The following is a 25,838-nucleotide window of genomic DNA, read 5'->3' on the forward strand; positions in this document are numbered from 1 at the left end:
CAGTTTGTCGGCTATGGTGATCTTGCGCCGATGTGGGCGAAAGCTGGGGATGGTTCATGAGACGAGCGCTGACGGGCCTCGCCCTGGCGATGATGCTGGGCAGCTGTGGAGCGGGCGACGAGGCGCAGGTCTCTGCGCCGCCCTATTCACAGACGGAGCTGGAGCCCTTGCCGATCCCGGTGACGCCCCCGGCCACCGTCGGGTTCGCGCACATCGAGAACGAAAACCTGTTTGGCTATTACCTGCCAACCGAGGAGATCCGGATCGGCGACCTGCGGCTGGATCACATCCATATCGGCAGCGAGATGGAGTTCACGGCCTGGGAGCAGGGTGAGCGGATGGAGACCTATGCCCCGGTCATGCTGGAGTTCGCAGATCTCTCCAGCCCCCTGGTCACCAACGAGCTGGGCCAGGAGGGGCACGAGCGCCGGGTCCGGGTCCTGCCGACGGCCTATCGCGTGGGCGCCGGCGGCGTCGCGTTTGTCGGCGCGGCGCCGGAAGTCGGCGAGATTCGGTTCCGGGGGCGGCTCGATCTCGATCGGCTGCGCGAGGCCCAGGCCTCTGACCCGAGCGGCGCCGAACCGGCGACGGTGCTCTGGCTCGACGGCCAGATCGGCGACGCCCCCCTGGAGAGCCTCGTCTTCTTCTGGTTCGGGGGCGATTGAGGACCGATGGTGCTGGCGCCCCAAGGGCCGGCGCTCTATATCCGCGGCCTCAATGTCTGACGCACACGCCATCCGCCTGAAGCGCCTGAAGTTCCGAGCCTGGCATCGGGGCTTTGTCGAAGCCGACCTCATCCTGGGGCCGTTTGTGGACAACCATGCCCGCGATCTCAGCGAGGCCCAGCTCGACACCCTGGAGCATCTGCTCGATCAACCCGACCAGGACATCTATGCCTGGATCATTGAGCGCGTTCCCACGCCGCCTGAGTTCGATGGCGAGATCATGAACATGATCAAGGCCTTCCGGGACGTGGCTCACAAGTCCCTCGGCGCACCCCATGGCGGCTGACGGCGCGGGCCCGAGCGCCACCCAGCTCAAGCGCATCAATACCGACCCCGAGCGCATCGACCTGGTCGGCGCGCCGGAGGGCTTCGACGCCCTGGTGATGTCCGACATCCTGCGCGCCCGCGGCGGCCTGAGCGTCTTCATCGCCCGGGACACAGCCCGGATGAGCGCCTTCGCCGAGGCCTTCGCCTTCTTCGCCCCGGATGTGGAGGTCATGCGCCTGCCGTCCTGGGACTGCCTACCCTATGACCGGATCGGCCCGTCGCCCGGCGTCGCCGCCCAACGCATGACCACCCTGGCGCGCCTGGCCGCTGGCGGCTTCGATCCCAAGAAGCCGGCCCTGCTGGTGGCCGCGGTGCCGGCCATGATCCAGCGGGTTCCGCCCCGGTCCGCCGTGGAGGCCGCCTCGTTCAGCGCCCATGTGGGCCGCCAGGTGCTGATCGCTGATCTGGAGCGCTATTTCGCCGTCAACGGCTACCAGCGGGCCTCGACCGTGTCGGAGCGCGGCGAGTTTGCGATCCGCGGCGGGGTCATCGACGTCTTTCCGCCGTCTGCGGACGAGCCCGTCCGCCTGGACCTGTTCGGCGACATCCTCGAATCCATCCGCGCCTTCGATCCGGAGACCCAGCGCTCCACCCGCCAGCTCACCGAAATCAGACTGCTGGCGGTCAGCGAGGCCCTGCTGGACGCCGAGGCCGTCTCGCGCTTCCGGCGCGGCTATATCGAGGCCTTCGGCGCGGCGGGCGACGATCCCCTCTACGCCACGGTCAGCGAGGGCGGCCGGCGGGCGGGGATGGAGCACTGGCTGCCGCTCTACTATCCGGCCCTTGAGACGGTGTTCGACTATCTGCCGGCCGGGACCCTGATCGGCGTCGATCACCTGGCGGCCGAGGCTCGTGATGAGCGTCTATCCATGGTCCAGGACGCCTATTCGGCGCGGGCCGAGGCCGGTCGCAAGTCCAACTATCGGCCCCTGTCGCCCGAGCGGCTTTATCTCGACGCCGAGGAATGGGAGCAGGCCCTGGCCGTGCGGCCGAACCGCCGGTTCTCCGCCTTCAACGCCGTCGAGGGCGAGCAGGTCATCGACCTCGGCGCCCGGGCAGGACGCAGCTTTGCGCCCGAACGCCAGCGCGACAGCGTCAATCTGTTCGAGGCCACGGTGGACCACGCCAAGGCGCTGACGGCGGCCGGCAAGCGGGTGCTGTTCGCCTCCTGGAGCGAGGGCGCGTCCGAACGCCTCGGCGGCATGCTGGCCGACCACGGTCTGGCGAAAATCTCCCAGGCCGCCTATTGGCAGGCGGCCAAGGCCGCCGATCCGAAGACGCCGCAGCGGGTGGTTCTGCCGCTGGAAGCCGGCTTCGAGACCGACAAGCTGGCGGTCATTTCCGAGACCGACATCCTGGGCGACCGTCTGGCGAGGCCGCGCAAGCGCCGCCGCGCGGCCAACTTCCTGGCCGAGGCCTCGGCCCTGACGCCGGGCGACCTGGTCGTCCATATCGAGCACGGCATCGGCCGGTATGAAGGCCTGAAGACCCTCGACATCCAGGGCGCGCCGCACGACTGCCTGGAACTGCAGTACGGCGGCGAGGCCAAGCTCTATCTGCCGGTCGAGAACATCGACCTGCTCAGCCGCTATGGCGCAGAATCCGACGGGGTGGTTCTCGACCGCCTGGGCGGCGCGGCCTGGCAGGCCCGCAAGGCCCGCGCCAAGGAGCGGCTGCGCGAAATGGCCGGCGGCCTGATCCGCATCGCCGCCGAGCGCGCCATGAAGACCACCCCGGGCATCGATCCGCCGCAGGGGGTGTTCGACGAGTTCTGCGCCCGTTTCCCCTATGAGGAGACGGAAGACCAGCTCAACGCCATCGGCGACGTGCTGACCGACCTCGGCTCTGGCCGACCCATGGACCGGCTGATCTGCGGCGACGTCGGCTTCGGCAAGACCGAAGTCGCCCTGCGCGCGGCCTTTGTGGCGGCCATGAGCGGTCAGCAGGTGGCGGTCGTCTGTCCCACCACGCTTCTGGCCCGACAGCACTTCAAGACCTTCGAAGCCCGCTTCCAGGGCTGGCCGATCAAGGTGCGGCGCCTGTCGCGCCTGGTACCGCCCAAGGAGGCGGCCGAGACCCGTGAAGGGCTCAAGACCGGCGAGATCGAGATCGTGGTCGGCACCCATGCGGTGCTGTCCAAGCAGGTCGGGTTCAAGGACCTGGGCCTCGTGATCGTCGATGAGGAGCAACACTTCGGGGTCAAGCACAAGGAGCAGCTCAAGGAGCTGCGCGCCGACGTGCACATGCTGACCCTGACTGCGACGCCGATCCCGCGCACCCTGCAGATGTCCCTGTCGGGCATCCGCGAGATGTCCATCATCGCCACCCCGCCGGTCGATCGCCTGGCGGTGCGCACCTATGTCACCCCGTGGGATCCCATCACGGTGCGCGAAGCCCTGCTGCGGGAGAAGTATCGCGGCGGCCAGGCCTATTTCGTCACGCCCAGGATCGCCGACCTGCCAAACCTGGAGCGGTTCCTGCGCGAAAACGTGCCGGAGGTGCGCTTCGTGGTCGGCCACGGCCAGATGGCGCCGACCCAGCTCGAAGAGGTCATGTCGGCCTTCTATGACGGCCAGTACGACGTGCTGCTCTCGACCACGATCGTAGAGTCGGGCCTGGACGTCCCTACGGCCAACACGCTGATCATCCACCGGGCCGACATGTTCGGCCTCTCGCAGCTCTATCAGATCCGCGGCCGGGTCGGCCGGGCCAAGGCGCGCGCCTATGCCTATATGACCACGCCGGAAGACAAGCCCATCACCCTGTCGGCGGAGAAGCGGCTGCGTGTGCTGCAGTCCCTCGACAGTCTGGGCGCCGGCTTCCAGCTGGCCAGTCACGACCTGGACATCCGCGGCGGCGGCAATCTGCTGGGCGAAGAACAGTCAGGACATATTCGCGAGATCGGCGTCGAGCTCTACCAGCAGATGTTGGAGGACGCGGTCAACGAGCTCAAGGAGCTGGTCGGGGCCGAGGGCGTGGTCGATCGCGGCTGGTCGCCGCAGATCAACACCGGCGCCGCCGTGCTGATCCCCGAGGCCTATGTGCCGGACCTGAATGTGCGCCTTTCGCTCTATCGCCGCCTGTCAGACGCCGAGCAGGCCGCCGACCGCGAGGCCCTGGCCGCCGAGCTGATCGACCGCTTCGGCCCGCTGCCGCCGGAGACCGATCAGCTGCTCAAGGTCGTGGCCATCAAGGGCATGTGCCGTCAGGCGAACGTGTCGAAAATCGATGTTGGCCCCAAGGGCGCGGTCGTCACCTTCCGCAACGACGCCTTCCCGAACCCGGGCGGCCTGATCGAGTTCGTCCACCGCAACCAGATGGGCTGGCGTCTGCGGCCGGACAACAAGGCCGTGGTCAAGGGCGAATGGGAAAGCCCCGAGCAGCGGCTGAACGCCGCCGAACGCATCCTCACCGAACTCTCGCGGCTGGCGCTCGCCGCCTAGGTCGCCATGGCCTTGCGGGCGGCTTCTTCCAGGGCGCGGCCGGCGCCTTGGGCCGGGCTAACCTCGGCGACGCCGATATCGAACTCCACCACGAAGGGCGGCTTGCCCTCGCCAGCCTCGAAGGCCGTGCAGCCGATCACCGCGGCGATCCGCTCGCCCGCCGCCCGCGCGGCTGCGGCCGGCGTGGCCGGCAGGGCGAGGGCGAAGACCTCGTGGCTCAGTCGGGCGGCGGTGTCCTCCACCCGAACCAGCCGGCCGATCATGGCGCCGATCTGAGGGACGGCGCGGTCAAGCCAGCCCTGGGCGCGGGCCTCGGCCACCTCGGCGCGCTCGGACACCTTCAGGACGCAGACCGACAGCGGCCGGTTGCGGATGCGCGCGGCCTGGGCCAGGCGTCCCAGATGGGTCGCGAACAGATCCCGTGTGAAGAGGCCCGTCGCCGGGTCCATCAGGCCCGAACTGCGCGCATGTTCCAGCGCCTTGCGCGTCGCGGTCTGGCGGCGATAGCTGCGGGCCAGCTCCATCACCCGGCCGGCGGTCTCGCTCTCGGCCGTGCCGGGCGAGGCCACGTCGGACACGCCCCGGTGAAAGGCCTCCGACATGGTCATGTAGGATTCCTCGCGCATGTAGAGCAGGGCGGGCACGTGATAGAGGCGCGTGTTCCGGCGCATGCCCGCAGCGATGGACAGGGCCTCATTGGGGTTGTCCCCGGCCCACAGGACCACGGTGTCGAACGGCCGCTCGTGCAGATAGTCGAACGCCGTATAGGCGGTGAAGGCGCCCACCACCTCGGCGCCGCTGCGGGCGAGCGCATTGGACAGGGCCAAGAACTGCGGCGCCGGTTCACCGATCGCCAGCACGCGGAAGGGGGCGGGATCGATATCGGCCGGGTCCAGGGCGCGGTTCTTCTCGGCGAAGGTCTCGTGGCGGAGCTCATACTCCTCCTCGGCCACGGCCATGCGCACCAGGTTCTCCAGGCGCAGGACCGCCTGGGCCGGATGCAGCGGCGGCGCCAGAATGAGATCGAAGTCCAGGTCCTCGTCGTCGGGGGCGCCGATGGCCACCACGGGGAGGCGGCGCGGGGCGCAGGCGGCCTTCAGCCGTCGCGCCAGGGTGCGCGCCTCGGGCCCGCCGCTATGCAGGTCGACGATGGCCGCCTCGATCTGCAGATCGGCCAGGGCGGCGATTCCCGCATACGGACCCCGCGCGGTGATCGTGCGCCAGCCGAGGCGGTCAAGCCCCTCGGCCAGCGGACCGGCCAGTCCATCGTCTCGCGCGATGATCAGGACACGCGCCTGGACGCCTGCGGACATTCTCTGCACCTTTGACGCAAACAAGTTCCCGACGTCTGGCCGCCTCGGCGGCAGAATCGGGCTTCGAGACGTTATCCCGCCGCAGAGGCGCGGGCGAGGGACGAGGCCACGCGCCTCGCATCTGGAGGAGGGGCCAATGGTCGCGGATCAGACGTTGCAGGGCAAGGTGGCGCTTGTCACCGGCGCATCGGGAGGGCTCGGCGCCCATTTCGCCCGCGTCCTGGCGGCCGCCGGCGCTGAGGTCGTCCTCACCGCCCGGCGCCTGGACAAGGTGGAGGCGGAAGCCCGCGCCATCACCGAGGCCGGCGGGCGCGCCCATGCCCGGGCTCTGGACGTCACCAATCTCAGCGAAATCGCGCCGCTGTTCGACGCGGTGGCGGACGAGATCGGGCCAGTGTCGATCCTCATCAACAATGCGGGCGTCGGCGGGGAGGGGCGCGCGCTGGATCTCACCCCAGAGGCCTGGGACCAGGCCTTCGACGTCAATGTCCGCGGGGTCTTCTTCTGCGCCCAGGCCGCCGCGCGGCAGATGATCGACAGCGGCGTGGCCGAGCAGGGCGCCGCGCGGATCGTCAACATCGCCTCCATCGCCAGCCACACGGTCTTGCCGGGCTTGCCCGCCTACTGTGCGTCAAAGGCGGCGGTGGCCATGCTGACCAAGTCGCTCGGACGGGAGTGGGCGCGGCATGGGATCGCTGTGAATGCGCTCTGCCCCGGCTATGTGGAGACCGACATCAATGGCGCCTGGTTCGCCACCGAGGCCGGCCAGCGCCAGATCAAGGGCTTTCCCCGGCGACGCCTGATGGAGGCTGACGACCTGGACGTGGCGCTCCTCATGCTGGCTGGACCGGCGGCGCGCGCCATTACGGGTACGCTCATCACGATCGACGATGGTCAATCTCTGCCCTGAGTTGGCTTGGCTGACGGGGCGTCACGGGCTCTAGGCTGGCGCAAAATCACATAGGGGAGATCGCAGATGGGCCAGGGACCGCTAACGGGGCTGAAGGTCATCGAGTTCGCCGGGATCGGGCCTGGACCCTTCGCCGGCATGCTGCTTTCGGACCTTGGCGCCGATGTCGTGCGGATCGACCGGATGGGCAAGGGGCGCGCTTCACCCGCCGACATCACCGCCCGAGGCCGCCGCTCGGTGGGCATGAACCTGAAGTCGCCCGAGGCGATCGAGGCCTGCCTGAAGCTGATGGAGGGCGCCGATGCGGTGTTCGAGGGCTTCCGGCCCGGCGTGATGGAACGGCTGGGCCTTGGCCCTGAGGTCGCCCTGAAGCGAAATCCCAAGCTCGTCTATGGCCGGATGACCGGCTGGGGCCAGACCGGCCCCTATGCGCACGCGGCTGGCCACGACATGAACTATATCGCCATCACCGGCGCCCTGGACGCGATCGGCACGCAGGACAAGCCCGTGCCGCCCCTGAACCTGGTGGGGGATTTCGGCGGCGGCGCGCTCTATCTCGCCTTCGGCCTTTTGGCCGGGGTGATCCATGCCCGGGAAAGCGGGCAGGGGCAGGTCATCGACTGCGCCATGAGCGACGGCGCGGCCTCGCTGATGGCCATGTTCTATGGCTTCAAGGCGTCTGGCATGTGGTCGCCCGGCCGTCGCAACAACCTGCTCGATGGCGGCGCCCACTTCTACGACACCTACCAGTGCAAGGACGGCAAGTGGGTCTCCATCGGCTCGATCGAGCCGCAGTTCTACGCCCTGCTGCTGGAGAAGACCGGAATCACCGATCCCGCCTTCCAGAAACAGATGGACCGCGGCGAATGGGAGAGCCTGCGCGGCAAGCTGGCCGAGGTCATCGCCGGCAAGACCCGGGACGAGTGGACCGAGATCATGGGCGGCACCGATGTGTGCTTCGCGCCGGTCCTCGACATGGATGAGGCGCCGAGTCACCCCCACAACCAGGCCCGGCAGACCTTCGTCGACGTGTCCGGAGTCGTGCAGCCGGCGCCTGCGCCGCGGTTTTCCGCCACGCCTGGCGCCATCCAGGGGCCGCCCCCGGCCATTGGCGCCCATGACGACAGCGCCCTCACGGACTGGGGATTCTCGGCCGCCGACATCACCGCGCTACGGAGTGCGGGCGCCGTCGCCGATCCGGCCTAAGACTCTGAACGGGAAGGCGTAACTCCGTTCAGATGCGGTTCAGCCGCCGGGCTCAATAGTGTCCCCAGGTTGAACGCCGCGCTCTCCCGTCCCTCGAAGCGGCGCCGACCCGATGGCTGACACGCCCATCGATGGCGCGCCCCTGGCTAAGCTGGGGGCGCGTCGTCACCTTTGAAGGGACGCTTGCGCCCCGTCCCATTCCTTGATCAACCTGCGCCCATGTCGATCCACCAGGAGCTGGACCGCTTGAGCTTGCGTGGCTGGGACCCGATCCATGCGGGGCGCCTGGGGCTGTCCACGCTCGGGCGCTCCCTGACCCGACTGTGGGGTCGTGATGTCATGCTCTACGTGGGCGGGACGTCATTCTTCATCATGCTGGCCATCTTTCCGGCCGTGGCCCTGCTGATCGGCGCCTACAGCCTGTTGGCCGACCCGGCCCAGGCGGAATTCCAGGCTGAAGCCCTGGCGCGCCTGATGCCCACCGGCGCCCGGGACCTGTTCCAGGCCGAGCTTGAGCGTCTGGCCCATGCGCCGCGGGACGCCATCTCGGCCCAGAGCGGCGTGGCGCTGGTCATCGGCGCCTACGCCGCCCATCGCGGCTTCAAGGCGTTGCTGGCGGGCCTGTCCTTCATTCACGACGAGCCGGACCCGCGGGGATTCGTCGGCTTCAATCTGCTGGCCCTCATGGTCCTTCTGGCGGCGGCGGCCATGATGGGCCTGGTGTCATCCCTGTTCCTGGGGCTGCGGGTGGCGGCGGCCACCATGGACTTGCGGCCCCTGGCCGGCGTGTCCTGGCTCTACAGCGAATGGACCTGGGCCAGCGCCGGCCTGACCCTGGGGATGAGCCTCATCTATCGCTACGCCATGTCCCGACGCACGGTGGACTGGCGCGCCTCGGTCTGCGGTGGGTTTTCCGCGGCCATGCTCTGCCTGTTCGCGTCATGGGCCAGCGCCTTCTATGTGGAGCAGATCGCCCATCTGGGCGCGACCTATGGTTCGGTCACCGCCGTGGTGGTGTTCCTGATCTGGCTGTCCTGGAGCGTGAACGCCGTCTTCTTCGGCGGCGCCCTGGCCACGGAGATCGAAATCCGGCTGGACGAGCACCGCCGTCTCAGCCTTCTGCGGGATCTCCGTCCCCAGAACCCGAGACTGACTTCTCGACCAGGAAGCTGAGCGCGCCGTCGCGCATCTCCTGGGCGATGACCACGGCGCCGACCGCTGCGGCGAAGTGGGGCACATCGATACGGGCCAGCGGATCGTCGGCCAACAGCCGGATCCGCGCCCCCGGCGGCGCAGCCTCCAGGGCGCGCCTGAGACGCAGCGTGGGGACCGGACAGCGGTGACCCCGGGCGTCGACGAGGATTTCAGGGGGTGACATGCCGCCCCCATAGCGCTGCGGCTCGCAGGACGAAAGCGCCTGCGCCTGAAATTCCCGCAGCAGCCGTGCGTCCAGCCTGCCTGTTCATGCGTTAGGCCGGCGGCTCGCGAGAGAAGGGGGGAAGTCCATGGCCCGTTCCGACGTCTTCGTCACCAATGTCCCGGCAAGGCTGGATCGCCTGCCCTGGAGCCGGTTCCACTGGCTGGTGGTGACAGCGCTGGGGGTGACCTGGATCCTCGACGGGCTGGAAGTAACTCTGGTCGGTTCGCTGTCGCCGGCCATCGCAGGTTCCGACGGCCTGAACCTGACGGCCACCCAGGTCGGCCTCACCGGCAGCGCCTATATTCTCGGGGCCGTGGTCGGGGCCTTGTTGTTCGGCCGCCTCACAGACCGGTTCGGGCGCAAGAAGCTCTTCACCGCCACGGTCTTCGTCTACATGATCGCGACGATCGCCACGGGTTTCTCCTGGGACTTCTGGTCCTTCATGGTGTTCCGCTTTCTGACCGGCGCGGGCATCGGGGGCGAATATGGGGCGGTGAACTCCGCCATCCAGGAACTGATCCCCGCCCGTCGACGCGGGTTCACCGACCTGGTCATCAATGGCAGCTTCTGGGTCGGGGCGGCGTTTGGGGCGCTGGCCTCGATCTTTCTGCTCAACGCCACCTTCATCGACCAGGAACTGGGCTGGCGGCTGGCCTTCATCATCGGCGGGGCCCTGGCCCTGATCATCATCTGGATCCGGCGCTTCATGCCTGAGAGTCCCAGGTGGCTGATGACCCACGGGCGAGAGGCCGAAGCCGAGGCGATCATCGCCGAGATCGAGGCCCGGGTGGAGCGCTCCACCGGCCAGAAGCTGCCGCCGCATGAGAGCCTGCAAAGCCTCCGCCTGATCCGGCGCACTACGACCAGCTGGGTGGAGATCGGCAGGACCCTGATACGCCGCTATCCGGAACGGACCGTGCTCGGCATCGTCCTGATGGCCACCCAGGCCTTCTGCTACAACGCCATCTTCTTCACCTACGCCCTTATTCTCACCCGGTTCTATGGGATCGAGCCGGCCAGCATCGGCTGGTTCATGCTCCCCTTCGCCGTGGGGAATTTCATGGGGCCGCTCCTGCTCGGGAAATTCTTCGACTCCTGGGGTCGAAAGCCGATGATCAGTCTGACCTACGGGGTGGCCGGCGTGCTGATGTGCATCACTGGCTGGCTGTTCAGCGCAGGTCTGCTGTCGGCGCCGGCCCAGACCGCGGCCTGGACGGTGATCTTCTTCTTCGCCTCGGCCGGCGCCAGCGCCGCCTATCTGACCATCGGCGAGAGCTTCCCCCTGGAGATCCGGGCGGTGACCATCTCCATGTTCTACGCCTTCGGCACCCTGATCGGCGGCGTGGGCGGACCCGTGCTGTTCGGCGCCTTGATCGATACCGGCGAACGCAGCCAGATTCTCTGGGGCTACCTCCTGGGCGGCGGGCTCATGGTGCTGGCGGCGCTTGTGGAAATGAAGCTGGGCGTCGTGGCTGAACGTCGGCCTCTGGAAGAGGTGGCGCCGCCCCTGTCCCAGGCGCCGGACGACGTCCCTTGAGGCGCCCGGCCTGAAGCGGCCAGCCCTGGGGCGTCTGGGGCGCGCCATGTTCGCGCCACAGGCTCTGTCCTAGGCTGCGCGGGCCAGGCGGCTTCCGTGGTTTTCAAGGGAGGGTTGGAGCCAATAGCGAAGCCTGCGCATTATCGCCGGACCTTCCGTGACACGTTCATCAGATTCCCCCTCCGCGACCGGCTCGAAAGCCGCCACAGCCCGCCGGCCCAAGGCGCGTTGGCTGGTGCTTGCCGTGGTGGCCGTGCTGCTCATCGCCCTGGCCATAGCCTATGGCGCCCGTCGGCATCTGGCGCGGGAGGCGCTGGTCGGGTGGCTGCAGGCCCGCGGCGTCGAGGCCGATGCGAGCTTCGAATCCCTCGGGCCGCGAGGTCTGGTGGGCCAGCTTCGGATCGGCCCCGCTGCTTCCCCCATCGTCACCGCCGCGCGGGCGGAGGTGAGCTATCGCCTGGCTGGCCCCTGGCGCGGGGAGGCCTTTGGCGTCGAGGTGGCGCGGATACGCCTGCTCCAGCCGGATATCCGCATCCAGCTGACAGAGACCGGCGTCAGCCTGGGTCAGCTCGATCCGCTGATCGCCGAACTCAGAGACCGGCCGGCGCGGGCTGACACGCCGGCGCCCGAGATCCTGGTCGAGGACGGCGTGCTGCGGGTGACACACGCCTCAGGCCAGGCGGTCATCCACGCCGACGCCCATATGTCGCAAGGCGTGCTTGTCAGTCTTTCCGGGCGCATGGAGCCCACGCGGTTCGAAACGGACGCCCTGAAGCTGGATATCGCCGACGCCCGCATCGGCCTCGTGACCCGGGACGGGCGGAGCAGCCTCAGCTTCGTGGGCGCGCTCACGTCCGGCCGTTTGGGCGAGACCACGTTTGGCCGCGGCGCCCTGAACCTGGCCGCCGCTGCGGCCTATCCCGATCTTGAAGCCCGCGCGATCGACGGTCCGGTGGTTCTGGTGGCCGACCTCAACGCCGCCGAGTTCGCCCACGGTGAAATCAAGGGCGACCGCGTTCGCCTGAACGGCAGCTTCCGGGGTGTGGCCCAGGGCGCCCTCGACCGGCTGAGTCTACGGGGCCAGACCGCTGTCACCGTCAGCGGCGAGGGGCTGTCGAACGCCGGCGCGAATCTCGGCGTGATCAAGGCCTCGGCGGCCTCGGACAACATGGCTTGGCGCCGCGGCGAGGGGGGCCAATTCACGGGCGACGTCCGAACCAGCCTGGAGGCCGAAGATGTGAGGGCCGGCGACCTCGCCCTCCGTCGTGCAACCGCAAGTCTCGACGGCGCGGCGGCCTATGGCGCCGGCGGGCTCGTCCTGAATCTTTCCGGCCCCATGGCGGGGGCAGGGGGGTGGAGTGGTCTGGGGGCCGTAACCCCTGACGACTTTGCCGAGCTCGCGGCGATCAAGCGCGCCGCCGCGGACTTCCAGCTAGCGGCCCCTGAGGTCCGGCTGAGCCTCGGCGGCGGCGACGTCCGGGTTGGCCTCGCCCAGGCCGCGACCCTTCGGACGGCGTCTGGCGGGCTGGTTCGAGTGAGCCCGCGCGCCGGGGCCCCGCTCTATGGCGGCCAGGGCGGCGCGCTCAATCTGGCCACATCGGGGGGCGGGCTGCCGCAGATCGAAGCCCAGGTCGCCAGCTATAGGCTTGATGTCGGCAAGCTCGCCGCCACCGCAGGACTGACCTTCGCGACGGACTTCGGCCCCTTGCGCGGGATGGAGGGCCAGGCCCAGGGCCGCCTGAACGTCGCCGACGGTCGGATGACCTTTGTCGCCAGCGGCTGCGCGCCCTTCCAGATGGCGCGGCTCGAAACGGGAGAGACCAGCGTCGTCGACATCCAGGCCGAGCTCTGTCCCACAGACCAGCCCCTGGTGGTCGTCCAGGGCGGACAATGGGCTCTCGACGCCACGGCCAAGGCCGCCAGCGCCGACATTCCCTTTCTCCTCGCCCGCGCCAGCGGAGCCGAGGCCGATCTCCGGCTGGGGACCAATCGTGCAGGCCTGTTCGTCGAGGCGCAGGTGGCGCGGGCGAAGGTTTCAGACACCAGCGCCGAACCGCGCTTCCATCCGCTGGACCTGACCGGCGTCGTGGGCCTGCAGGCCGATGCCTGGACCGGCGCCCTCGAACTAGAGTCCGGCGGCTATCGGGTGGCCGAGATCGGCCTGCGCCACAGTGGCGCCAGCGGGGCCGGGGGCGTGACCATCGACACCGGAACCCTGGCCTTCACCGCCGAAGGCCTTCAACCCGCCGCGCTGTCGCCCCTGGCCGAGGTCGTGGGCGAGCCGGTCGAGGGATCGGCGCTGTTCATCGGCGCCATCGATTGGAACCCCGGGGGCCTGCAAAGCCGGGGCCGCCTCGACGTGCCGTCGCTTGATTTCAAAAGTCCGGCCGGCGCGGTCCAGGGCCTGAACGGCCAGATCGAATTCACCAGCCTGGTCCCCCTGGAAACCGCGCCAGACCAGGTCCTGAAGGCCAACACCGTCCAGATTCTGGCTCCCGTGACGGGGTCGCAGGTGACCTTCCAGCTGCTGCCTGATCAGCTGACCCTGTCGGCCGGCGCCTTCCAGGTCGGCGGCGGCACGGTGCGGATCGCGCCCATGTCGATCCCCCTCGATCAGACCAAGTCCTGGCCCGGCGAGCTGGTGATCGAAGCGGTCCAGTTGTCCGAGTTCGTCGAGGCCACTCCCTTCGCCGACCGGGTCGATCTGGACGCCGTGGTCAGCGGGCGATTGCCCTTCGTGGTCGGCCCTGACGGCGTGACCTTCATCCAGGGCAAGCTCACGGCCATTTCGCCGGGGCGGCTGGCCATTCGCCGGGAAGCCCTGACCCAGGTCGACGCCACCGGCGGGGCGGCGAGCGCCAGCGCCGAGGGTCTTGGCGACCAGGCTGTGCCTGTGGCCCAGGAAGATCACGCCAATGCGGCGGTCGATTTCGCCTATCAGGCCATGGAGCATCTGGCCTTTGATCTGCTGGACGCCGAGGTCAACAGCCTGCCGGGCGGACGCCTGGGCGTGCTGTTCAAGATCCGGGGCGAGCATAGCCCGCCGCAGCGACAGGAAATCCGTCTGACCCTGGGCGAACTGATCAGCCGCAGCTTCCTCAACAAGGAGCTTCCCCTGCCATCTGGCACAAAGGTGGATTTGACGCTGGACACGTCGCTCAACCTGAATGAGCTGTTGGCCGACTATGCCGCCGCTCAGGACTACAACGGTTCAGGCGCGGTTCAGCCGCCTTCGCCAGAATGAGCTTGAACGCTAAAACTCGCACACCCGAGGGAGCCGTGACCTTGACGACAACAAAGAGACATATGATCGGGGTGCTGATGGGCGCCTCGGCCCTGGGGGCCGCGCTCGGCGCCTGTACGCCGACGGTGCGGGTCCAGGTCGATCCCATCAATATCTATGCAAAGCTGGACGCCGATGTGCGCGTGCGCCTGGACGAAGATGTCCGAGCGTTGATCCAGCAGAATCCGAACCTGTTCTAGGGGATGCTCATGACCCGCATGAAATATCTGGCTCTCGCCGCCGCCATTCTGGGCGCGGCCGGAGTGGTCACCGTCGGCGCCATCGCCGGCCCCGCCTTCGCTCAAAGCGCCCAGGCCAAGGCCCAGGTGGACGCGGCCAAGGCTCAGGGCACGGTGGGCGAGAAAAACGACGGCTATCTCGGCTTCGTCAGCGGCTCGGGCGACGCGGCCCTGCAGGCGGCGGTCAACGAGATCAATGCTGGCCGGGCGGCGCTTTATCGGCAGGCGGCGGCGCGCAATGGCGTGTCCGAGGCGGCCGCGGGCGCGGCGGCCTTTACCGAGGTGGTCTCCTCGCGGCTGCGCCCTGGCGAATTCTACCAGACCGCTGATGGCGCCTGGCGTCAGAAGTAGCGACGTTTAGCGGCCCTCATGGCGATCCAGTCTACGCGTATCCGCGCGCTCAAGGACGCCCCTGAGGGCCGCGAGGCCCGCTATGTCCTCTACTGGATGCAGTCGGCCCAGCGCGCGGAGTTCAACCCCGCCCTGGAATACGCCATCGAAGAAGCCAACCATCGCGGCTTGCCCGTGCTGGTTGGCTTCGGTCTGGCCGAAGCCTATCCCGAAGCCAGCGCCCGCCACTACGCCTTCATGCTTCAAGGTCTCGCCGATGTGGCCGAGAGCCTGGCGGGGCGCGGGGTCGGCTTCGTCATCCGCAAGGGCCAGCCGGACAAGGTCGCCCTGGAACTGTCGCAGCATGCGGCCCTGGTGGTCTGCGACGCCGGCTATCTTCGCCTGCAACGCCAGTGGCGGCGTGATCTCGCCGAGGCGATGGACAGGCCCCTGATCCGGGTCGAGGGCGACGTGGTCGCGCCTATCCTGCAGGTTTCCAACAAGCACGAGTATGCGGCCCGCACGATCCGTCCGCGCATCCACAGGCTGTGGGAAGACTACCTCACGCCGCTGCGCCGTCGCGAGGTGCGCCACAGGATGACCGACGCGGTCGCCTCAGACATCGATCTTAGCGACGGTCTCAAGGCGCTCGCTGGCCTGGATATCGACCACAGCCTGGCGCCGGTTCGCCGTTTCAGGGGCGGCGAGGTGGAGGCCCGGCGCCGACTGCAGGCCTTCATCGACGATGGGCTGGCCCGCTATGGCGAAGAGCGTGGCAAGCCCGAGCGGGCGGCGGTGTCCTATCTCAGCCCCTATCTTCACTATGGCCAGATCTCGCCCGTCGAAATCGCCCTGGCCGTCCGCGAGGCCGTGGGTCCCGACAGCGAGACCAAGCGTGTCTATCTTGAAGAACTGATCGTGCGGCGTGAGCTCGCGATCAATCATGCCTGGTGGGCGCCTGCCGACTACGACAGCTATGATGGCTTGCCGGAATGGGCGCGGCTGACGCTGGAGGCCCATGAGGCCGATCCGCGGCCCCATCTCTATTCCGAAAGCCAGCTGGAAGCCGGCGAGACCCACGACCCTTATTGGAATGCGGCCCAGCGCGAGATGGTCGCGACGGGGTATATGCACAACCGACTGCGGATGTACTGGGGCAAGAAGATCCTGCAGTGGTCAGCCAATCCCCGAGCCGCCTTCGACACGATCCTGCGGCTGAACAACCGCTATCTTCTCGATGGCCGCGACGCCAATTCCTACACCAACGTCGGCTGGATTTTCGGCCTCCACGACCGGCCGTGGCCCACCCAGCCGGTCTTCGGCACGGTCCGGTCGATGGGGCCCAACACCTTCAAGAGCTTCGACGCCGAGGCCTATGTGAACCAGGTCGACCGCCTAGTGGCGGCCGAACGGGCCTAGGCCGGTTGAACAGCCGGCTCAGCGCTGGCGGCGACCTTGGCGGCGGCCTCCTCGGCCAGGTAGCGCTCGCGGAGTTGGGCGGCTGGCTCGTTGTAGAAGAAGGGTAGAAAGCAATAGCGCTTGCCCGACGTCACCGGGGTCGCCTCGTGCATGAGGGAGCAGGAAAACACCACGGCGCCGCCGCTGGGCGGGCGATAGGTGCGCGATCCAAACTCGGGGAAGCGCAGGTCGCCGCCCTCATGGCCTTCGGCGTTCAAATTGATCGAGCAGGCGAACTGACGATGGGCCGTAGCCCGGGTCGTGTTGTCGCGATGGGGCTGGAAGAAGCCGCCACCATTCGAGTCGTAGCAGGCCACCAGATAGCGTTCGACCCGGGTGACCTGAAATTGGAAGGCCTTGGCGATCTCGGGCAGAAGCCGCGTCTGAAGCCTCTGGCGGAGGAGGGCGCGCAGGCCCTCGTCCTCCACCATGGCGTCGCGGCGGCGCTTGGTGTGGTCCATGACCGGTTGAACCTGGCCGTTGATTTCTCGCATCACGCCAGACGGTCGGCCGCCGTGCTCCTCATAAAAGGTCATGAGCTGTCGGCAGATGTCCGGCTCGAATATCCGGGGCACGATGAGCACCGGCGCATGCAGCGGCGTCCGGGCGTGGTCGTCGGGCGACGGCAGTTGCGCCACGACGCGCATCATGGCTTCGGCGCCGTCAATCGGCGAAACCGCGTAGATCCGCATGGACGGGTCGATAAGCACAAAGTGGGGGTTTGGCCCCTGGTCGCTCAGCGCGTGATAGAGGCGCGAGACCTTTCCATCCGGATCGAAAAACCAGCGCAGGGCGCGCGTGTTCGTGGCGGTGGCGATGGTGGGCTCGTCGCGGGCGACGGCGAAGGCATAGACCTTGTCATCGTCGAACAGGCCGCTGTTGGCCCGCAGATGGCCCAGGACGACCTCACGGGCCTCGCCAGGCTCAGGCAGAAACACCATCAGCATGAACCGCCCGCCCAGACTGCCAAAGGCGAACTCCGGATTCACCGGGGAGGGCGTGGTGAACCAAGGGGTAGGTTGGCCAGGACGCAGCATGGCGCGGGACTAGGCTCGCCCGCGGGCGTGAAGGTGTCGGGGCTGGTTCATCCGGCGCATCCGTCATTCGAGGAGCGCGAAGAGGGGCCTCGCCGCCGTGCGAGAGCAAGCATAAGAAGCTTATAAGTCGCCCTATAACCTGCCCATAATTGACGCTCCCCACGGCCTCTTGCAGGTTGCCTCCCGGTCGGCCGCTACCGACCCGGTTCGTCGGCTTCGCCGTCCCTCACCCCCTGGGCGTTGTCGGCGAGGCTGGCGAACCCTTGTGATATCGGCCTCGGGGCGTTCAGGGGCCTTCATGTCAGACATGATTTCGAACTGGGTCCGCCGCCGGCCAAGGCTGGTGGGCTATGCTTCGGCGATCCTCGTCGTGCTGCTCGCCAATCTCCTGGCCCTGATCGTCGCCGAAGGCCTGGGTTATGTCCGGGTTTCGATGATCTTCCTGGGCGGGGTTCTCGTCGTCGCCGTCCTGCTTGGATCTGGGCCGGCCTACCTGGCGGCGGTGCTGGGGTTCGTCAGCTACAACTTCTATCTGGTCGAGCCACGCTTCACCTTTGGGGTGGAGTCGGAGGACATCATCATCCTCGTGGTGTTCCTGGCGGTCGCCATGATGACCGGGGGCCTGGCCGGACGGGTTCGGGACGACGCCATCCGCGCTCAGGAACGGGCTCGAACCAGTGGCGTGCTGTTCCAGGCCGGGCGCGATTTCGCGGGAATGGATGAAGAAGCAGAAATCGCCCAGCGCCTCGCCACCGGCCTTGCCGAGGCCGCCCAGGGACAGGCCGTGGTGTTGATCGACGGACGATGCTTCGCCGCGCCCGACCAGGATCCGCCCGACACTCTGATCGATGCGCTCGCCGCCTTGGAGGCGCCTGGCGCCACGTCGGCCAAGGTGGGGGATTGGCGGCTGCGCAATCTATGGGCCGAGGGCCGTCGTCTGGGCGCCGCAGCCTGGCGCAGCGACGATGAGCCCGACGGCGCCCAACTCATTCACGTCCTGCTGGACATGGGCGCCACATCGGTGGCGCGGGCCAGGCTCAGTCGCGCCTGGGCCGAGGTCGAGGCGACTGACCGTACGCAGTCGCTTCGCAACGCGCTCCTGTCATCCATCTCCCACGACCTGCGAACCCCGCTGGCGTCCATCCAGGCCTCCGCCAGCAGCCTGCGGGCGTTTGGCGACACCTTTGACGCCGAGGTGCGCAACGACCTCCTCGACACGATCCAGGAAGAGGCCGAGCGCCTGAACGCCTTCGTCGGCAACCTGCTGAACATGACCAAGCTGGAGGCTGGCGCGCTCGCGATCCAGGGTGTGACCTTCGAGATGGCCGAAAGCCTCGACCGCCTGGTCAGACGCTTTGAACGCCGACGCGGCGGGCGCATGATCGCCATCCGCGTCGAAGGCGATCGCCTCGCCGCCTGGGGGGACCCGATTCTCTTCGAGCAGGCCCTGGCGAACGTGCTGGAGAACGCCCTGCGCTTCAGTCCCGAGCAGGGGACCGTGGAGGTAAGCCTGCAACGGCGGGATGACATGTTGATTGTGGAAGTCGCCGATGAAGGCCCAGGGGTGCGCGCCGATGAACTCGCGCGCATTTTCGAGAAGTTCTATCGATCCCCCTCGGCGAACACGAACCTTCAGGGCGCCGGTCTCGGCCTCTCCATCGTGAAAGGCCTCATTGAGGCGATGGGCGGCAAGGCGATCGCCCGTAACCGCGACGACCGGGATGGACTGGTCGTCGCGCTGATTCTGCCGAGCGCCAAATCATGACCACCTCCGGCCATCTTCTCCTGGTTGATGATGAACCGCAGATTCTGCGCGCGCTCCGGCCTGCCCTGGCGGCCGCGGGCTATGAGGTCACGACGGCCGAGAACGGGGCCGCCGCCCTGGCCCATCTCGCGTCCGAAGCCTGTGACGTGGTGATCCTGGACCTCGGCCTCCCCGACATGGACGGCAAGCAGGTCATCGCCCATATCCGCGAGTGGTCGGAAGTGCCGATTGTCGTGCTTTCAGCCCGCGATCTGGAAACCGAAAAGATCGCCGCGCTTGATCTCGGGGCCGACGACTTCGTGAACAAGCCCTTTGGCGTCGGCGAGCTTCTCGCCCGAATTCGCGCTTCGGTGCGCGGCCGCGATCGGCGGCTGTCGGGCCAGGCGCAGTTCCGCAGCGCCGAGCTGGAGGTGAATTTCGCAACACGGCGCGCCTTCGTGCAGGATCAGGAAATCCGCCTCACGCCCCGGGAATACGACCTGATCCGAGCGCTCGCGCGTCACGCCGGTCGCGTCGTGACGCACAAGCAGCTCATCGCCGCGGTCTGGGGGCCTCAGGCCACAGTGGACGCGCAGTTCGTCCGCGTCCTTGTGGCCCAGTTAAGGCAGAAGCTGGAAGAGAACCCCGCGGCGCCGCGGGTCCTGCTGACGGAGCCCGGCGTCGGCTATCGGCTGGCGACCGACGAGGACGCCTGAGCCCCGCGGGCGCCTAGTGGCCCTTGCGATCGGTCAACTTGCCGAAGGTCCGGTCGAGGGCCGACGCCAGCTTGCTGAGCGCGCCGGCTGTGGCCTGGTCGATAGAGCCCGCATTCTCGGACACCGTGATGGGGTTGAGGCCCGAGGGGCGAGCCTCGAGCACGCAACGCTTGTCAGCGCCCTCGTTGCGGGGGCCGTTTTCGTCCCCCAGATGCGCCTCCACGCGGGTGAGGCGGCTTTCAAACCGTGAGAGGCGCGTCCGGATGTCGCGTTCCACGCCCGCGATAAGGGCGTCTCGCCCCTCGATATTGTTGGAGGTGTTTACTTGAATCTGCATGTGTTGCTCCGGAAAGCCTGAGGACGGGGACGAGGATCAGCGCGCCTTGCGCGATCGCTCCAGCACCGGCCGTTGGCCCTCCGCATCCAGCGCGCCAGACGGAGCGATGGTCGGGTTGGGATTGGACGCCATGCCTTCGTCAGCCGTGCGGCCCGGCTGCGGGTGATGCGGCTGATCGGCCTGCTCTTTGCGCTTCATCGCCTTGGCGGCTTCTTCGGCCTGGGCAGCCGGCTTATCGGCGGGGCTCATGGTTCCTCCTTGGGGTGAAGGCCAACAGCTATGGCCTATCAAGGAAATCCCTTGCGCCGCCGAGGGGTTGCATACCGAAGGCGTGAACGAGCGGGCTGATCGGCCTATTGAGGGCGGGTGGCGATCGCCGAAGGATCGCGCTCGGGGTCGATTGGAACGCCCGCCGCCTTACGCTCCGAATAGCGATCCACCAGACCCTGGGCGTGCGGACGCGTGAGGATGGTGAAGCGGACCAGCTCCTCCATGACGTCGACGATGCGGTCATAATAGGCCGAGGGCTTCATCCGACCCGCCTCGTCGAATTCTTCGTAGGCCTTGGCGACGCTGGACTGGTTGGGGATGGTGATCATCCGCATCCAGCGCCCCAGGAGACGCAGGGTGTTCACCACATTGAAGCTCTGCGAGCCGGCGCAGACCTGCATCACCGCCAGGGTCCGGCCCTGGGTGGGCCGCATGCCGCCCATATTGAGCGGCAGGTGATCGATCTGCAGCTTCATGACGCCTGTGACCTGCCCATGGCGCTCGGGGCTGCACCAGACCATGCCCTCCGACCACATGGCGTGGTCCCGCAGCTCGGCGACCGCCGGGTGGTCGTCACCTGGGATCTGATCGGGCAGGGGGAGGTCTGAAGGATCGAAGATGCGGGTCTCGCAGCCCATGAAGCGGAGCAGGCGGGCGGCCTCTTCCACGCAGAGCCGCGAAAAGGCCATCGGCCGAAGAGAGCCATAGAGCAGCAGGATCCTGGGCGGATGATCCTCGGGGCCTAGGCCGAATGCCGGCCGTCGGGCCAGGAAGGCGGGGTCCAGAGCCGGAAGGCTGTCGGGGTCGGGGAGGTCGCGCAGCCGGCTCATGCGGCGTCTTCCCGCGGCGGCGCGGTGTCAGGGAAAAAGCGGCGGCCAAGCCAGAGGGCGACCGAGACCAGCAGGACGAGGACCGGCACCTCCACCAGGGGTCCGATGACCGCGGCGAAGGCGACGGGCGAGGTCAGGCCGAACGCGGCGATGGCGACGGCGATGGCCAGCTCGAAGTTGTTTGAGGCCGCGGTGAAGGCCAGGGCCGTCGTGCGCGGATAGTCGGTCTCAATCAGCTTTCCCATCAGGAAGCTGACCACGAACATGACGAAGAAATAGATCGCCAGCGGCACGGCGATCCGCAGGGCGTCGAAGGGCAGGGCGACCACGTCGCCGCCCTTGAGGCTGAACATGGCCAGGATGGTGAACAGCAAGGCCGCCAGGGTCAGGGGCGCGATCCTGGGCAGGAATCGGGTTTCATACCAGTCGGCCCCGCGGGCGCGGACCAGCACCCGGCGGGTCAGGAAGCCGGCCAGGAAGGGCAGGCCCAGATAGATCAGCACCGCGCCGGCGATGGTCCAGAAGCTGACCGCCACCACACTACTCTCCAGGCCGAAGAGGGGTGGCAGCACGGTCAGGAAAAACCACGCATAGACGCTGAAGAACAGGATCTGGAAGACCGAGTTGAAGGCCACCAGGGCCGCGACATACTGGTTGTCGCCCCGGGCGAGCTGGTTCCAGACCAGCACCATGGCGATGCAGCGGGCCAGGCCGATGAGGATGACGCCGGTCATGTACTCCGGCTGGTCGCGGAGGAAGATGACGGCCAGGGCGAACATCAGCACCGGGCCGAGCACCCAGTTCTGAAACAGGGACAGGGCCAGGACGCGCTTGTCGGCGAACACCCTGGGCAGCTCCTCGTACTTCACCCGCGCCAGCGGCGGATACATCATCAGGATCAGGCCGATGGCGATGGGAATGTTGGTCGAACCGATGGACAGGCTGTCGATCCAGGCCGGCAGGCCGGGCACGACCGTGCCAAGCAGAACCCCCAGCCCCATGGCGACGAAGATCCAGAGGGTCAGCCATCGATCCAGGAAGGACAGCCGCCGCGGCGACACAGGCGTCGCGATCTCGGCCATCAGCGCACCCGCCGGCCGTCGGAGTCGACCACCACCTCGCCGTCCTCCTTGGTAAAGGGCTTCAGCCCCTCCGCCGGCAGCAGGTCGAGGACGGTTTCAGAGGGCCGGCACAGCTTCACCCCGGCCGGGGTGACCACGATCGGGCGGTTCATCAGGATCGGATGGGCCTCGATGGCGTCAAGCAGGGCGTCATCGGTCAGGCTGGGATCATTGAGGCCAAGTTCGGCATAGGGTGTGCCTTTCTCCCGCAGGATGTCGCGCACGCTCACCCCCATCCGGGCCACAAGCTGAGCGACCAGGGCCCGCGTGGGCGGCGTCTTCAGATATTCCACCACATGCGGCTCGATCCCCACGTGGCGGATGAGCTCCAGGACGTTGCGCGACGTCCCGCATTGCGGGTTGTGATAGATGACGATGTCCATGGGCGCCTCAGGTCAGCAGGGGGCAAGTTCAGCCAGCAGCGGCGCGCAGATGTCAGCGCGGCCGCCGCAGCAGTCTTTCAGCAGAAACAGGATCACGGTCCGCAGCCCCTCGAGGTCTGCGCGATAGATGATCGAACGGCTGCGCCGCTCAGACGTCACCAGGCCGGCGCGGGCCAGGACGGCCAGGTGTGACGACAGGGTGTTGGCCGGAACGCCCAAGGCCTGCGCGATCTCGCCCGCCGGCCGGCCGTCAGGCTCATGACGGACCAGCAAGCGAAAAACCTCCACCCGTGTGGGCTGGGAGAGAGCAGACAAGGCGAGCATCGCCGATTCAGATTCCATAGTTCCAATATTATCGAATTAATATCCTAGGCAAGCCCCTGGCTCGTGAGGCTGGGCGTAAAATTCACACAGACGGCGGATGATCGCCCAGCCGGAGCGCATCGGGCGCGGCTGCGGCGATTTTGGCGGCCGGCCCCCTGATGCGCCGGACCCCGGGGCCTGTTACATGAGTCGAATCCGCCGGAAAGTTTGGGACGAGAGCGACCGTGGTGATGAACGAAACCCGCAAGGCCATCGTGCTCAGTGCGGGTCAGGGCAGGCGGCTTTCGCCGCTGACCGACAGCCGGCCCAAATGCCTGATCGACCTGTCCGGGCGCAGCGTTCTGCACTGGCAACTGCTCCACCTGCACGCGGTCGGGATTTCCGAAGTCGTGGTGGTGACAGGCTTCGGCGCCGATCTGGTCGAGGCGGAGGTCGCCGGGCTGGACCTGCCGGGCATGGCGGTGCGGACCCTGTTCAACCCGTTCTATGGGGTGACCGATAATCTCGCGACCTGCTGGCTCGCCCGCGGCGAGATGAGCGGTCCCTTCCTGCTGCTGAACGGCGACACACTTTTCGAGCCCGCCATCGCCCAAACCCTGCTGGCGGCGGCGCCCGCGCCTGTGACCGTGACCATCGATCGCAAGAGCGCCTATGACGCCGACGATATGAAGGTGCTGACCGAGGGCGACCAGTTGCGGGCGATCGGCAAGACCATTCCGGCCTTCGACGCTGAATCCATCGGCTTCCTGCGCTTTTCGGCAGAGGGCGCGGCGGCCTTTGTTCGCACGGTGGAGACGGCGCTTCGCGCGCCGGAGGGTCTTAAGCGCTGGTATCTCAGCGTGATCAACGAGATGGCGGCCGATCCCGGCGCCGTGGCTGTGGCCTCCATCGAGGGGCTGGACTGGGCGGAGATGGACTTCCCCGAGGACGTTCCGCGCAATCTGGCCCTGACCGAGGCCTGGAGCCAGCTCAAGGTCGCTGTCTAGGCAGTCGCCACCAGGCTTCGCACCAGATCCAGATCTGCGGGCTTGTCCACATCGACAGCCGCCAGCCCATGGGCGGCGCGTACTGCGCAGGCCCGAACGCCGGCCTTGCGCCCTAGCCGCGCGACGGCCTGGTCCAGGGTCAGGCGGCCTGCGAGATAGGCCAGCAGCATGCCCGGCCCCAGCAGGGCGGCGATCTTCCAGGGCTGCTTGCGCCGCGCCTCCACCTGCCGCCAGAGGGCCACGGCGCTCAGGGCGGCCTCGGTGCGCAGATAGAACAGATTGCAGCCGGAATACCGGCCGTCGCGGAAGGCGAGATAGGTGCGCTTCCCGTCCGGCGCAGCAGCCCTGACCGCGGTTTCGGGCGCCAGCAGGGCGGCGATGTCGGCCTCGGCCGGAATGTCGGCCAGGAACGCCCGCACCCATTCGGGCCGAAGCAGGGCGTGATCGGCCGTGGTCACCAGCAGGGGGAACCCCATGGCGCGGGCGCCCTGGTCGACGCTCAGGCTGGGGCTGTCAGCCGCCGGAAGGATCGTCAGTCGGCCGGATGTGGCGATCTGGCCCACGGCCTCGATGACCGCCGGATGCGATGTGCAGACCCCAATGGCGCTCGCGCCAGCCGCGGTCAGGGCGTCGACGACGCGGTTCAGTAGCGTCTGGCCCTGAAGGGGGATCAGGCTCTTGTGGGCCACATCGGCATAGGCCAGCAGGGGATCGACTTCCGGGCGCGAGCCGGCCAGGACCAGGGCGCGAAACCCGGTCACGCCAGATCCTTCTGATAGATGCGGTAGGTCTTGTAGATCTTGCCGCCGAGGGACGCGCAGATGCGGTTCATCGGCGCATTATCCTCCAGGATCCAGGACAGCTCATAGGTCTGGTAGCCCAGGGCGCGGGCCTGGGTGGCGCCAGCGTCCATCAACTGGAAGGGCAGCATCTGTCCCCTCAGGGTGTCGGCGAACTTGCGCTTGACCCCCATCAGCGGGATGCGGACCGACTTCACCCGGGCGACCTTGAGCCGCCACAGCAGCTTGGCCCAGCCGAACGGTAACAGGCGCCCATTCAGGTCGGCGATGGCCTCATTCACATTGGGCAGCAGGACGACAAAGCCCGCGGTCTCGCCGTCGATCTCGGCGAACCAGATCATCTTCGGCTCGATGACCGCCCGCAGGGACTTGCCCAGCTGGGCGGTCTCCGCCTCGGTCGTCGGCGTGAAGCCCCAGTTGCCGCTCCAGGCGTCGTTGAGCACCTCGGTCATGGCGCTGACCTCGGCGTCATAGCGGCTCATGTCGAGCATCCGCAGGGTGACGCCGGCGGCCGGCCCGCGGCGCACCCGGCGCAGAATGTGGGCCGGGATGTCGTCGCTCATCTGGCAGAGATAGGCGTAGACGTCCTTGGCCTTGCCGTAGCCCTGGGCCTCAATGCGGCGACCGACATAGGGCTGGTCGTGGCCCATCAGGACCATGGGCGGCGTCTCGAAGCCGTCCACCAGCAGGCCGACCTCTTCGTTGACGGACAGGTTGAAGGGGCCAAGGGCGCGCGTGCAGCCCCGGGCCTTCAGCCAATTCTCCGCCGTGGCGAACAGGCCTTCGAACACCTCGGGGTCATCCTCCCCGGCGATGAGGCCGAAATGGCCGGTGGGCCGGTCCGGGTTCTGGGGCGCGAGGCGATCGATTTGCGCGCTGATCCGACCCACATCACGGTCGCCGCGCGATGCGATCCAGAAGGCGACTTCGGCATGCTCGAAGAAGGGGTTTCCGGCGGGGCTGAAGGCCGCCAGACGCTCGCTGACCAGCGGCGCGATCCAGGCCGGGTCGTGGGCGTTCAGATGCATGGGCACGGCGATGAAGCGCCGCATGTCGGACTTGGACACCGCCTGCCGGATGATCAGGGGTGGGGCGGCGG

At 67.8% G+C, this 25,838-nt stretch carries 25 protein-coding genes; 14 read left to right on the plus strand and 11 right to left on the minus strand.

Annotation, left to right across the window (positions count from 1 at the left end; genetic code table 11):
* Positions 1-56 precede the first annotated feature (56 nt).
* Genes Q8L83_RS13770 through mfd form a run of 3 tightly spaced genes read left to right on the plus strand, consistent with a single transcriptional unit; the run spans position 57 to position 4,495 of the window.
* On the plus strand, positions 57-665 hold the full coding sequence (locus Q8L83_RS13770; protein WP_305287854.1) for a hypothetical protein: 609 nt from the start codon (positions 57-59) through the stop codon (positions 663-665).
* 52 nt (positions 666-717) lie between these two features.
* On the plus strand, positions 718-1,011 hold the full coding sequence (locus Q8L83_RS13775) for a succinate dehydrogenase assembly factor 2 (protein ID WP_305287856.1): 294 nt from the start codon (positions 718-720) through the stop codon (positions 1,009-1,011).
* Positions 1,001-4,495 (plus strand): transcription-repair coupling factor, encoded by a 3,495-nt coding sequence (gene mfd / locus Q8L83_RS13780; RefSeq protein ID WP_305287858.1) that lies wholly within the window; start codon positions 1,001-1,003, stop codon positions 4,493-4,495. The genes Q8L83_RS13775 and mfd overlap by 11 nt, the downstream gene beginning before the upstream one ends.
* Here the strand turns inward: mfd and Q8L83_RS13785 are convergent.
* Complete coding sequence (locus tag Q8L83_RS13785) at positions 4,492-5,808, minus strand: diguanylate cyclase domain-containing protein (RefSeq protein ID WP_305287861.1); 1,317 nt, start codon at positions 5,806-5,808, stop codon at positions 4,492-4,494. The two genes, mfd and Q8L83_RS13785, sit on opposite strands and share 4 nt — an antisense overlap.
* A gap of 136 nt (positions 5,809-5,944) precedes the next feature.
* Here Q8L83_RS13785 and Q8L83_RS13790 point away from each other — a divergent pair, with 136 nt between their 5' ends.
* The 3 genes from Q8L83_RS13790 (at position 5,945) to Q8L83_RS13800 (ending at position 9,097) form a co-directional block, all read left to right on the plus strand.
* Positions 5,945-6,718 (plus strand): SDR family NAD(P)-dependent oxidoreductase, encoded by a 774-nt coding sequence (locus Q8L83_RS13790; protein WP_305287863.1) that lies wholly within the window; start codon positions 5,945-5,947, stop codon positions 6,716-6,718.
* A gap of 66 nt (positions 6,719-6,784) precedes the next feature.
* Positions 6,785-7,924: a CaiB/BaiF CoA-transferase family protein gene (locus Q8L83_RS13795; protein ID WP_305287865.1), complete on the plus strand. Its 1,140-nt coding sequence runs from the start codon at positions 6,785-6,787 to the stop codon at positions 7,922-7,924.
* 246 nt (positions 7,925-8,170) lie between these two features.
* Positions 8,171-9,097, plus strand: coding sequence for a YihY/virulence factor BrkB family protein (locus Q8L83_RS13800; RefSeq protein WP_305287866.1), 927 nt, complete (start codon positions 8,171-8,173; stop codon positions 9,095-9,097).
* Here the strand turns inward: Q8L83_RS13800 and Q8L83_RS13805 are convergent.
* Positions 9,036-9,302, minus strand: a complete 267-nt coding sequence (locus Q8L83_RS13805) for a sulfurtransferase TusA family protein (protein WP_305287867.1) — start codon at positions 9,300-9,302, stop codon at positions 9,036-9,038. The two genes, Q8L83_RS13800 and Q8L83_RS13805, sit on opposite strands and share 62 nt — an antisense overlap.
* 127 nt (positions 9,303-9,429) lie before the next feature.
* Between Q8L83_RS13805 and Q8L83_RS13810 the strand changes: the two genes are divergently transcribed.
* The 5 genes from Q8L83_RS13810 to Q8L83_RS13830 all read left to right on the plus strand — a co-directional run bounded on the left by Q8L83_RS13810 (position 9,430) and on the right by Q8L83_RS13830 (position 16,152).
* Complete coding sequence (locus Q8L83_RS13810; RefSeq protein WP_305287869.1) at positions 9,430-10,881, plus strand: MFS transporter; 1,452 nt, start codon at positions 9,430-9,432, stop codon at positions 10,879-10,881.
* Positions 10,882-11,038: 157 nt separating this feature from the next.
* On the plus strand, positions 11,039-14,125 hold the full coding sequence (locus tag Q8L83_RS13815; RefSeq protein ID WP_305287871.1) for a YdbH domain-containing protein: 3,087 nt from the start codon (positions 11,039-11,041) through the stop codon (positions 14,123-14,125).
* A 62-nt stretch (positions 14,126-14,187) separates the two neighbouring features.
* Positions 14,188-14,364: a YnbE family lipoprotein gene (locus tag Q8L83_RS13820; protein WP_335650192.1), complete on the plus strand. Its 177-nt coding sequence runs from the start codon at positions 14,188-14,190 to the stop codon at positions 14,362-14,364.
* A 9-nt stretch (positions 14,365-14,373) separates the two neighbouring features.
* The gene (locus tag Q8L83_RS13825) at positions 14,374-14,754 is read left to right on the plus strand and encodes a YdbL family protein (RefSeq protein ID WP_370868400.1); all 381 of its coding nucleotides are present in this window, start codon (positions 14,374-14,376) and stop codon (positions 14,752-14,754) included.
* Positions 14,755-14,772: 18 nt separating this feature from the next.
* A complete protein-coding gene (locus tag Q8L83_RS13830; protein ID WP_305287877.1) occupies positions 14,773-16,152 on the plus strand; it encodes a deoxyribodipyrimidine photo-lyase in 1,380 nt (459 codons plus the stop codon).
* Here the strand turns inward: Q8L83_RS13830 and Q8L83_RS13835 are convergent.
* Positions 16,149-17,228 carry a 2OG-Fe(II) oxygenase gene (locus tag Q8L83_RS13835; protein WP_305287878.1) on the minus strand — a complete coding sequence of 360 codons (1,080 nt, stop codon included), beginning with the start codon at positions 17,226-17,228 and terminating at the stop codon, positions 16,149-16,151. The two genes, Q8L83_RS13830 and Q8L83_RS13835, sit on opposite strands and share 4 nt — an antisense overlap.
* Before the next feature lie 298 nt (positions 17,229-17,526).
* Between Q8L83_RS13835 and Q8L83_RS13840 the strand changes: the two genes are divergently transcribed.
* Together Q8L83_RS13840 and Q8L83_RS13845 are read left to right on the plus strand one after the other, a co-directional pair.
* Positions 17,527-18,993, plus strand: coding sequence for an ATP-binding protein (locus tag Q8L83_RS13840; RefSeq protein ID WP_305287880.1), 1,467 nt, complete (start codon positions 17,527-17,529; stop codon positions 18,991-18,993).
* Positions 18,990-19,688, plus strand: a complete 699-nt coding sequence (locus Q8L83_RS13845) for a response regulator (protein ID WP_305287882.1) — start codon at positions 18,990-18,992, stop codon at positions 19,686-19,688. Before Q8L83_RS13840 ends, Q8L83_RS13845 begins: the two co-directional genes overlap by 4 nt.
* A 13-nt stretch (positions 19,689-19,701) precedes the next feature.
* Here the strand turns inward: Q8L83_RS13845 and Q8L83_RS13850 are convergent, their stop codons facing one another.
* The 6 genes from Q8L83_RS13850 to Q8L83_RS13875 all read right to left on the minus strand — a co-directional run bounded on the left by Q8L83_RS13850 (position 19,702) and on the right by Q8L83_RS13875 (position 22,971).
* On the minus strand, positions 19,702-20,025 hold the full coding sequence (locus tag Q8L83_RS13850; RefSeq protein WP_305287885.1) for an HPF/RaiA family ribosome-associated protein: 324 nt from the start codon (positions 20,023-20,025) through the stop codon (positions 19,702-19,704).
* 36 nt (positions 20,026-20,061) lie between these two features.
* The gene (locus Q8L83_RS13855) at positions 20,062-20,274 is read right to left on the minus strand and encodes a hypothetical protein (protein WP_305287886.1); all 213 of its coding nucleotides are present in this window, start codon (positions 20,272-20,274) and stop codon (positions 20,062-20,064) included.
* Between the two features lie 104 nt (positions 20,275-20,378).
* The gene (gene arsH / locus Q8L83_RS13860; protein WP_305287887.1) at positions 20,379-21,125 is read right to left on the minus strand and encodes an arsenical resistance protein ArsH; all 747 of its coding nucleotides are present in this window, start codon (positions 21,123-21,125) and stop codon (positions 20,379-20,381) included.
* Positions 21,122-22,186, minus strand: coding sequence for an ACR3 family arsenite efflux transporter (gene arsB / locus Q8L83_RS13865; protein WP_370868403.1), 1,065 nt, complete (start codon positions 22,184-22,186; stop codon positions 21,122-21,124). The genes arsH and arsB overlap by 4 nt, the downstream gene beginning before the upstream one ends.
* Before the next feature lie 20 nt (positions 22,187-22,206).
* Positions 22,207-22,629 (minus strand): arsenate reductase (glutaredoxin), encoded by a 423-nt coding sequence (gene arsC, locus Q8L83_RS13870; protein WP_305287891.1) that lies wholly within the window; start codon positions 22,627-22,629, stop codon positions 22,207-22,209.
* 12 nt (positions 22,630-22,641) lie between these two features.
* Entirely contained in the window at positions 22,642-22,971 is a 330-nt protein-coding gene (locus tag Q8L83_RS13875; RefSeq protein WP_305287893.1) for a helix-turn-helix transcriptional regulator, read from the minus strand.
* A 212-nt stretch (positions 22,972-23,183) separates the two neighbouring features.
* On the opposite strand from Q8L83_RS13875, the gene Q8L83_RS13880 reads away from it, so the two are divergent.
* Positions 23,184-23,939, plus strand: a complete 756-nt coding sequence (locus Q8L83_RS13880) for an NTP transferase domain-containing protein (protein ID WP_305287895.1) — start codon at positions 23,184-23,186, stop codon at positions 23,937-23,939.
* On the opposite strand, the gene Q8L83_RS13885 is transcribed toward Q8L83_RS13880, so the two are convergent.
* Both Q8L83_RS13885 and Q8L83_RS13890 read right to left on the minus strand, forming a co-directional pair.
* Entirely contained in the window at positions 23,936-24,700 is a 765-nt protein-coding gene (locus tag Q8L83_RS13885; protein WP_305287897.1) for an NTP transferase domain-containing protein, read from the minus strand. The two genes, Q8L83_RS13880 and Q8L83_RS13885, sit on opposite strands and share 4 nt — an antisense overlap.
* A complete protein-coding gene (locus Q8L83_RS13890; protein WP_305288098.1) occupies positions 24,697-25,791 on the minus strand; it encodes a dATP pyrophosphohydrolase in 1,095 nt (364 codons plus the stop codon). Before Q8L83_RS13890 ends, Q8L83_RS13885 begins: the two co-directional genes overlap by 4 nt.
* Positions 25,792-25,838: the final 47 nt, after the last annotated feature.

The sequence above is a fragment of the Phenylobacterium sp. genome, from assembly GCF_030680185.1.
Classification (GTDB): domain Bacteria; phylum Pseudomonadota; class Alphaproteobacteria; order Caulobacterales; family Caulobacteraceae; genus Phenylobacterium.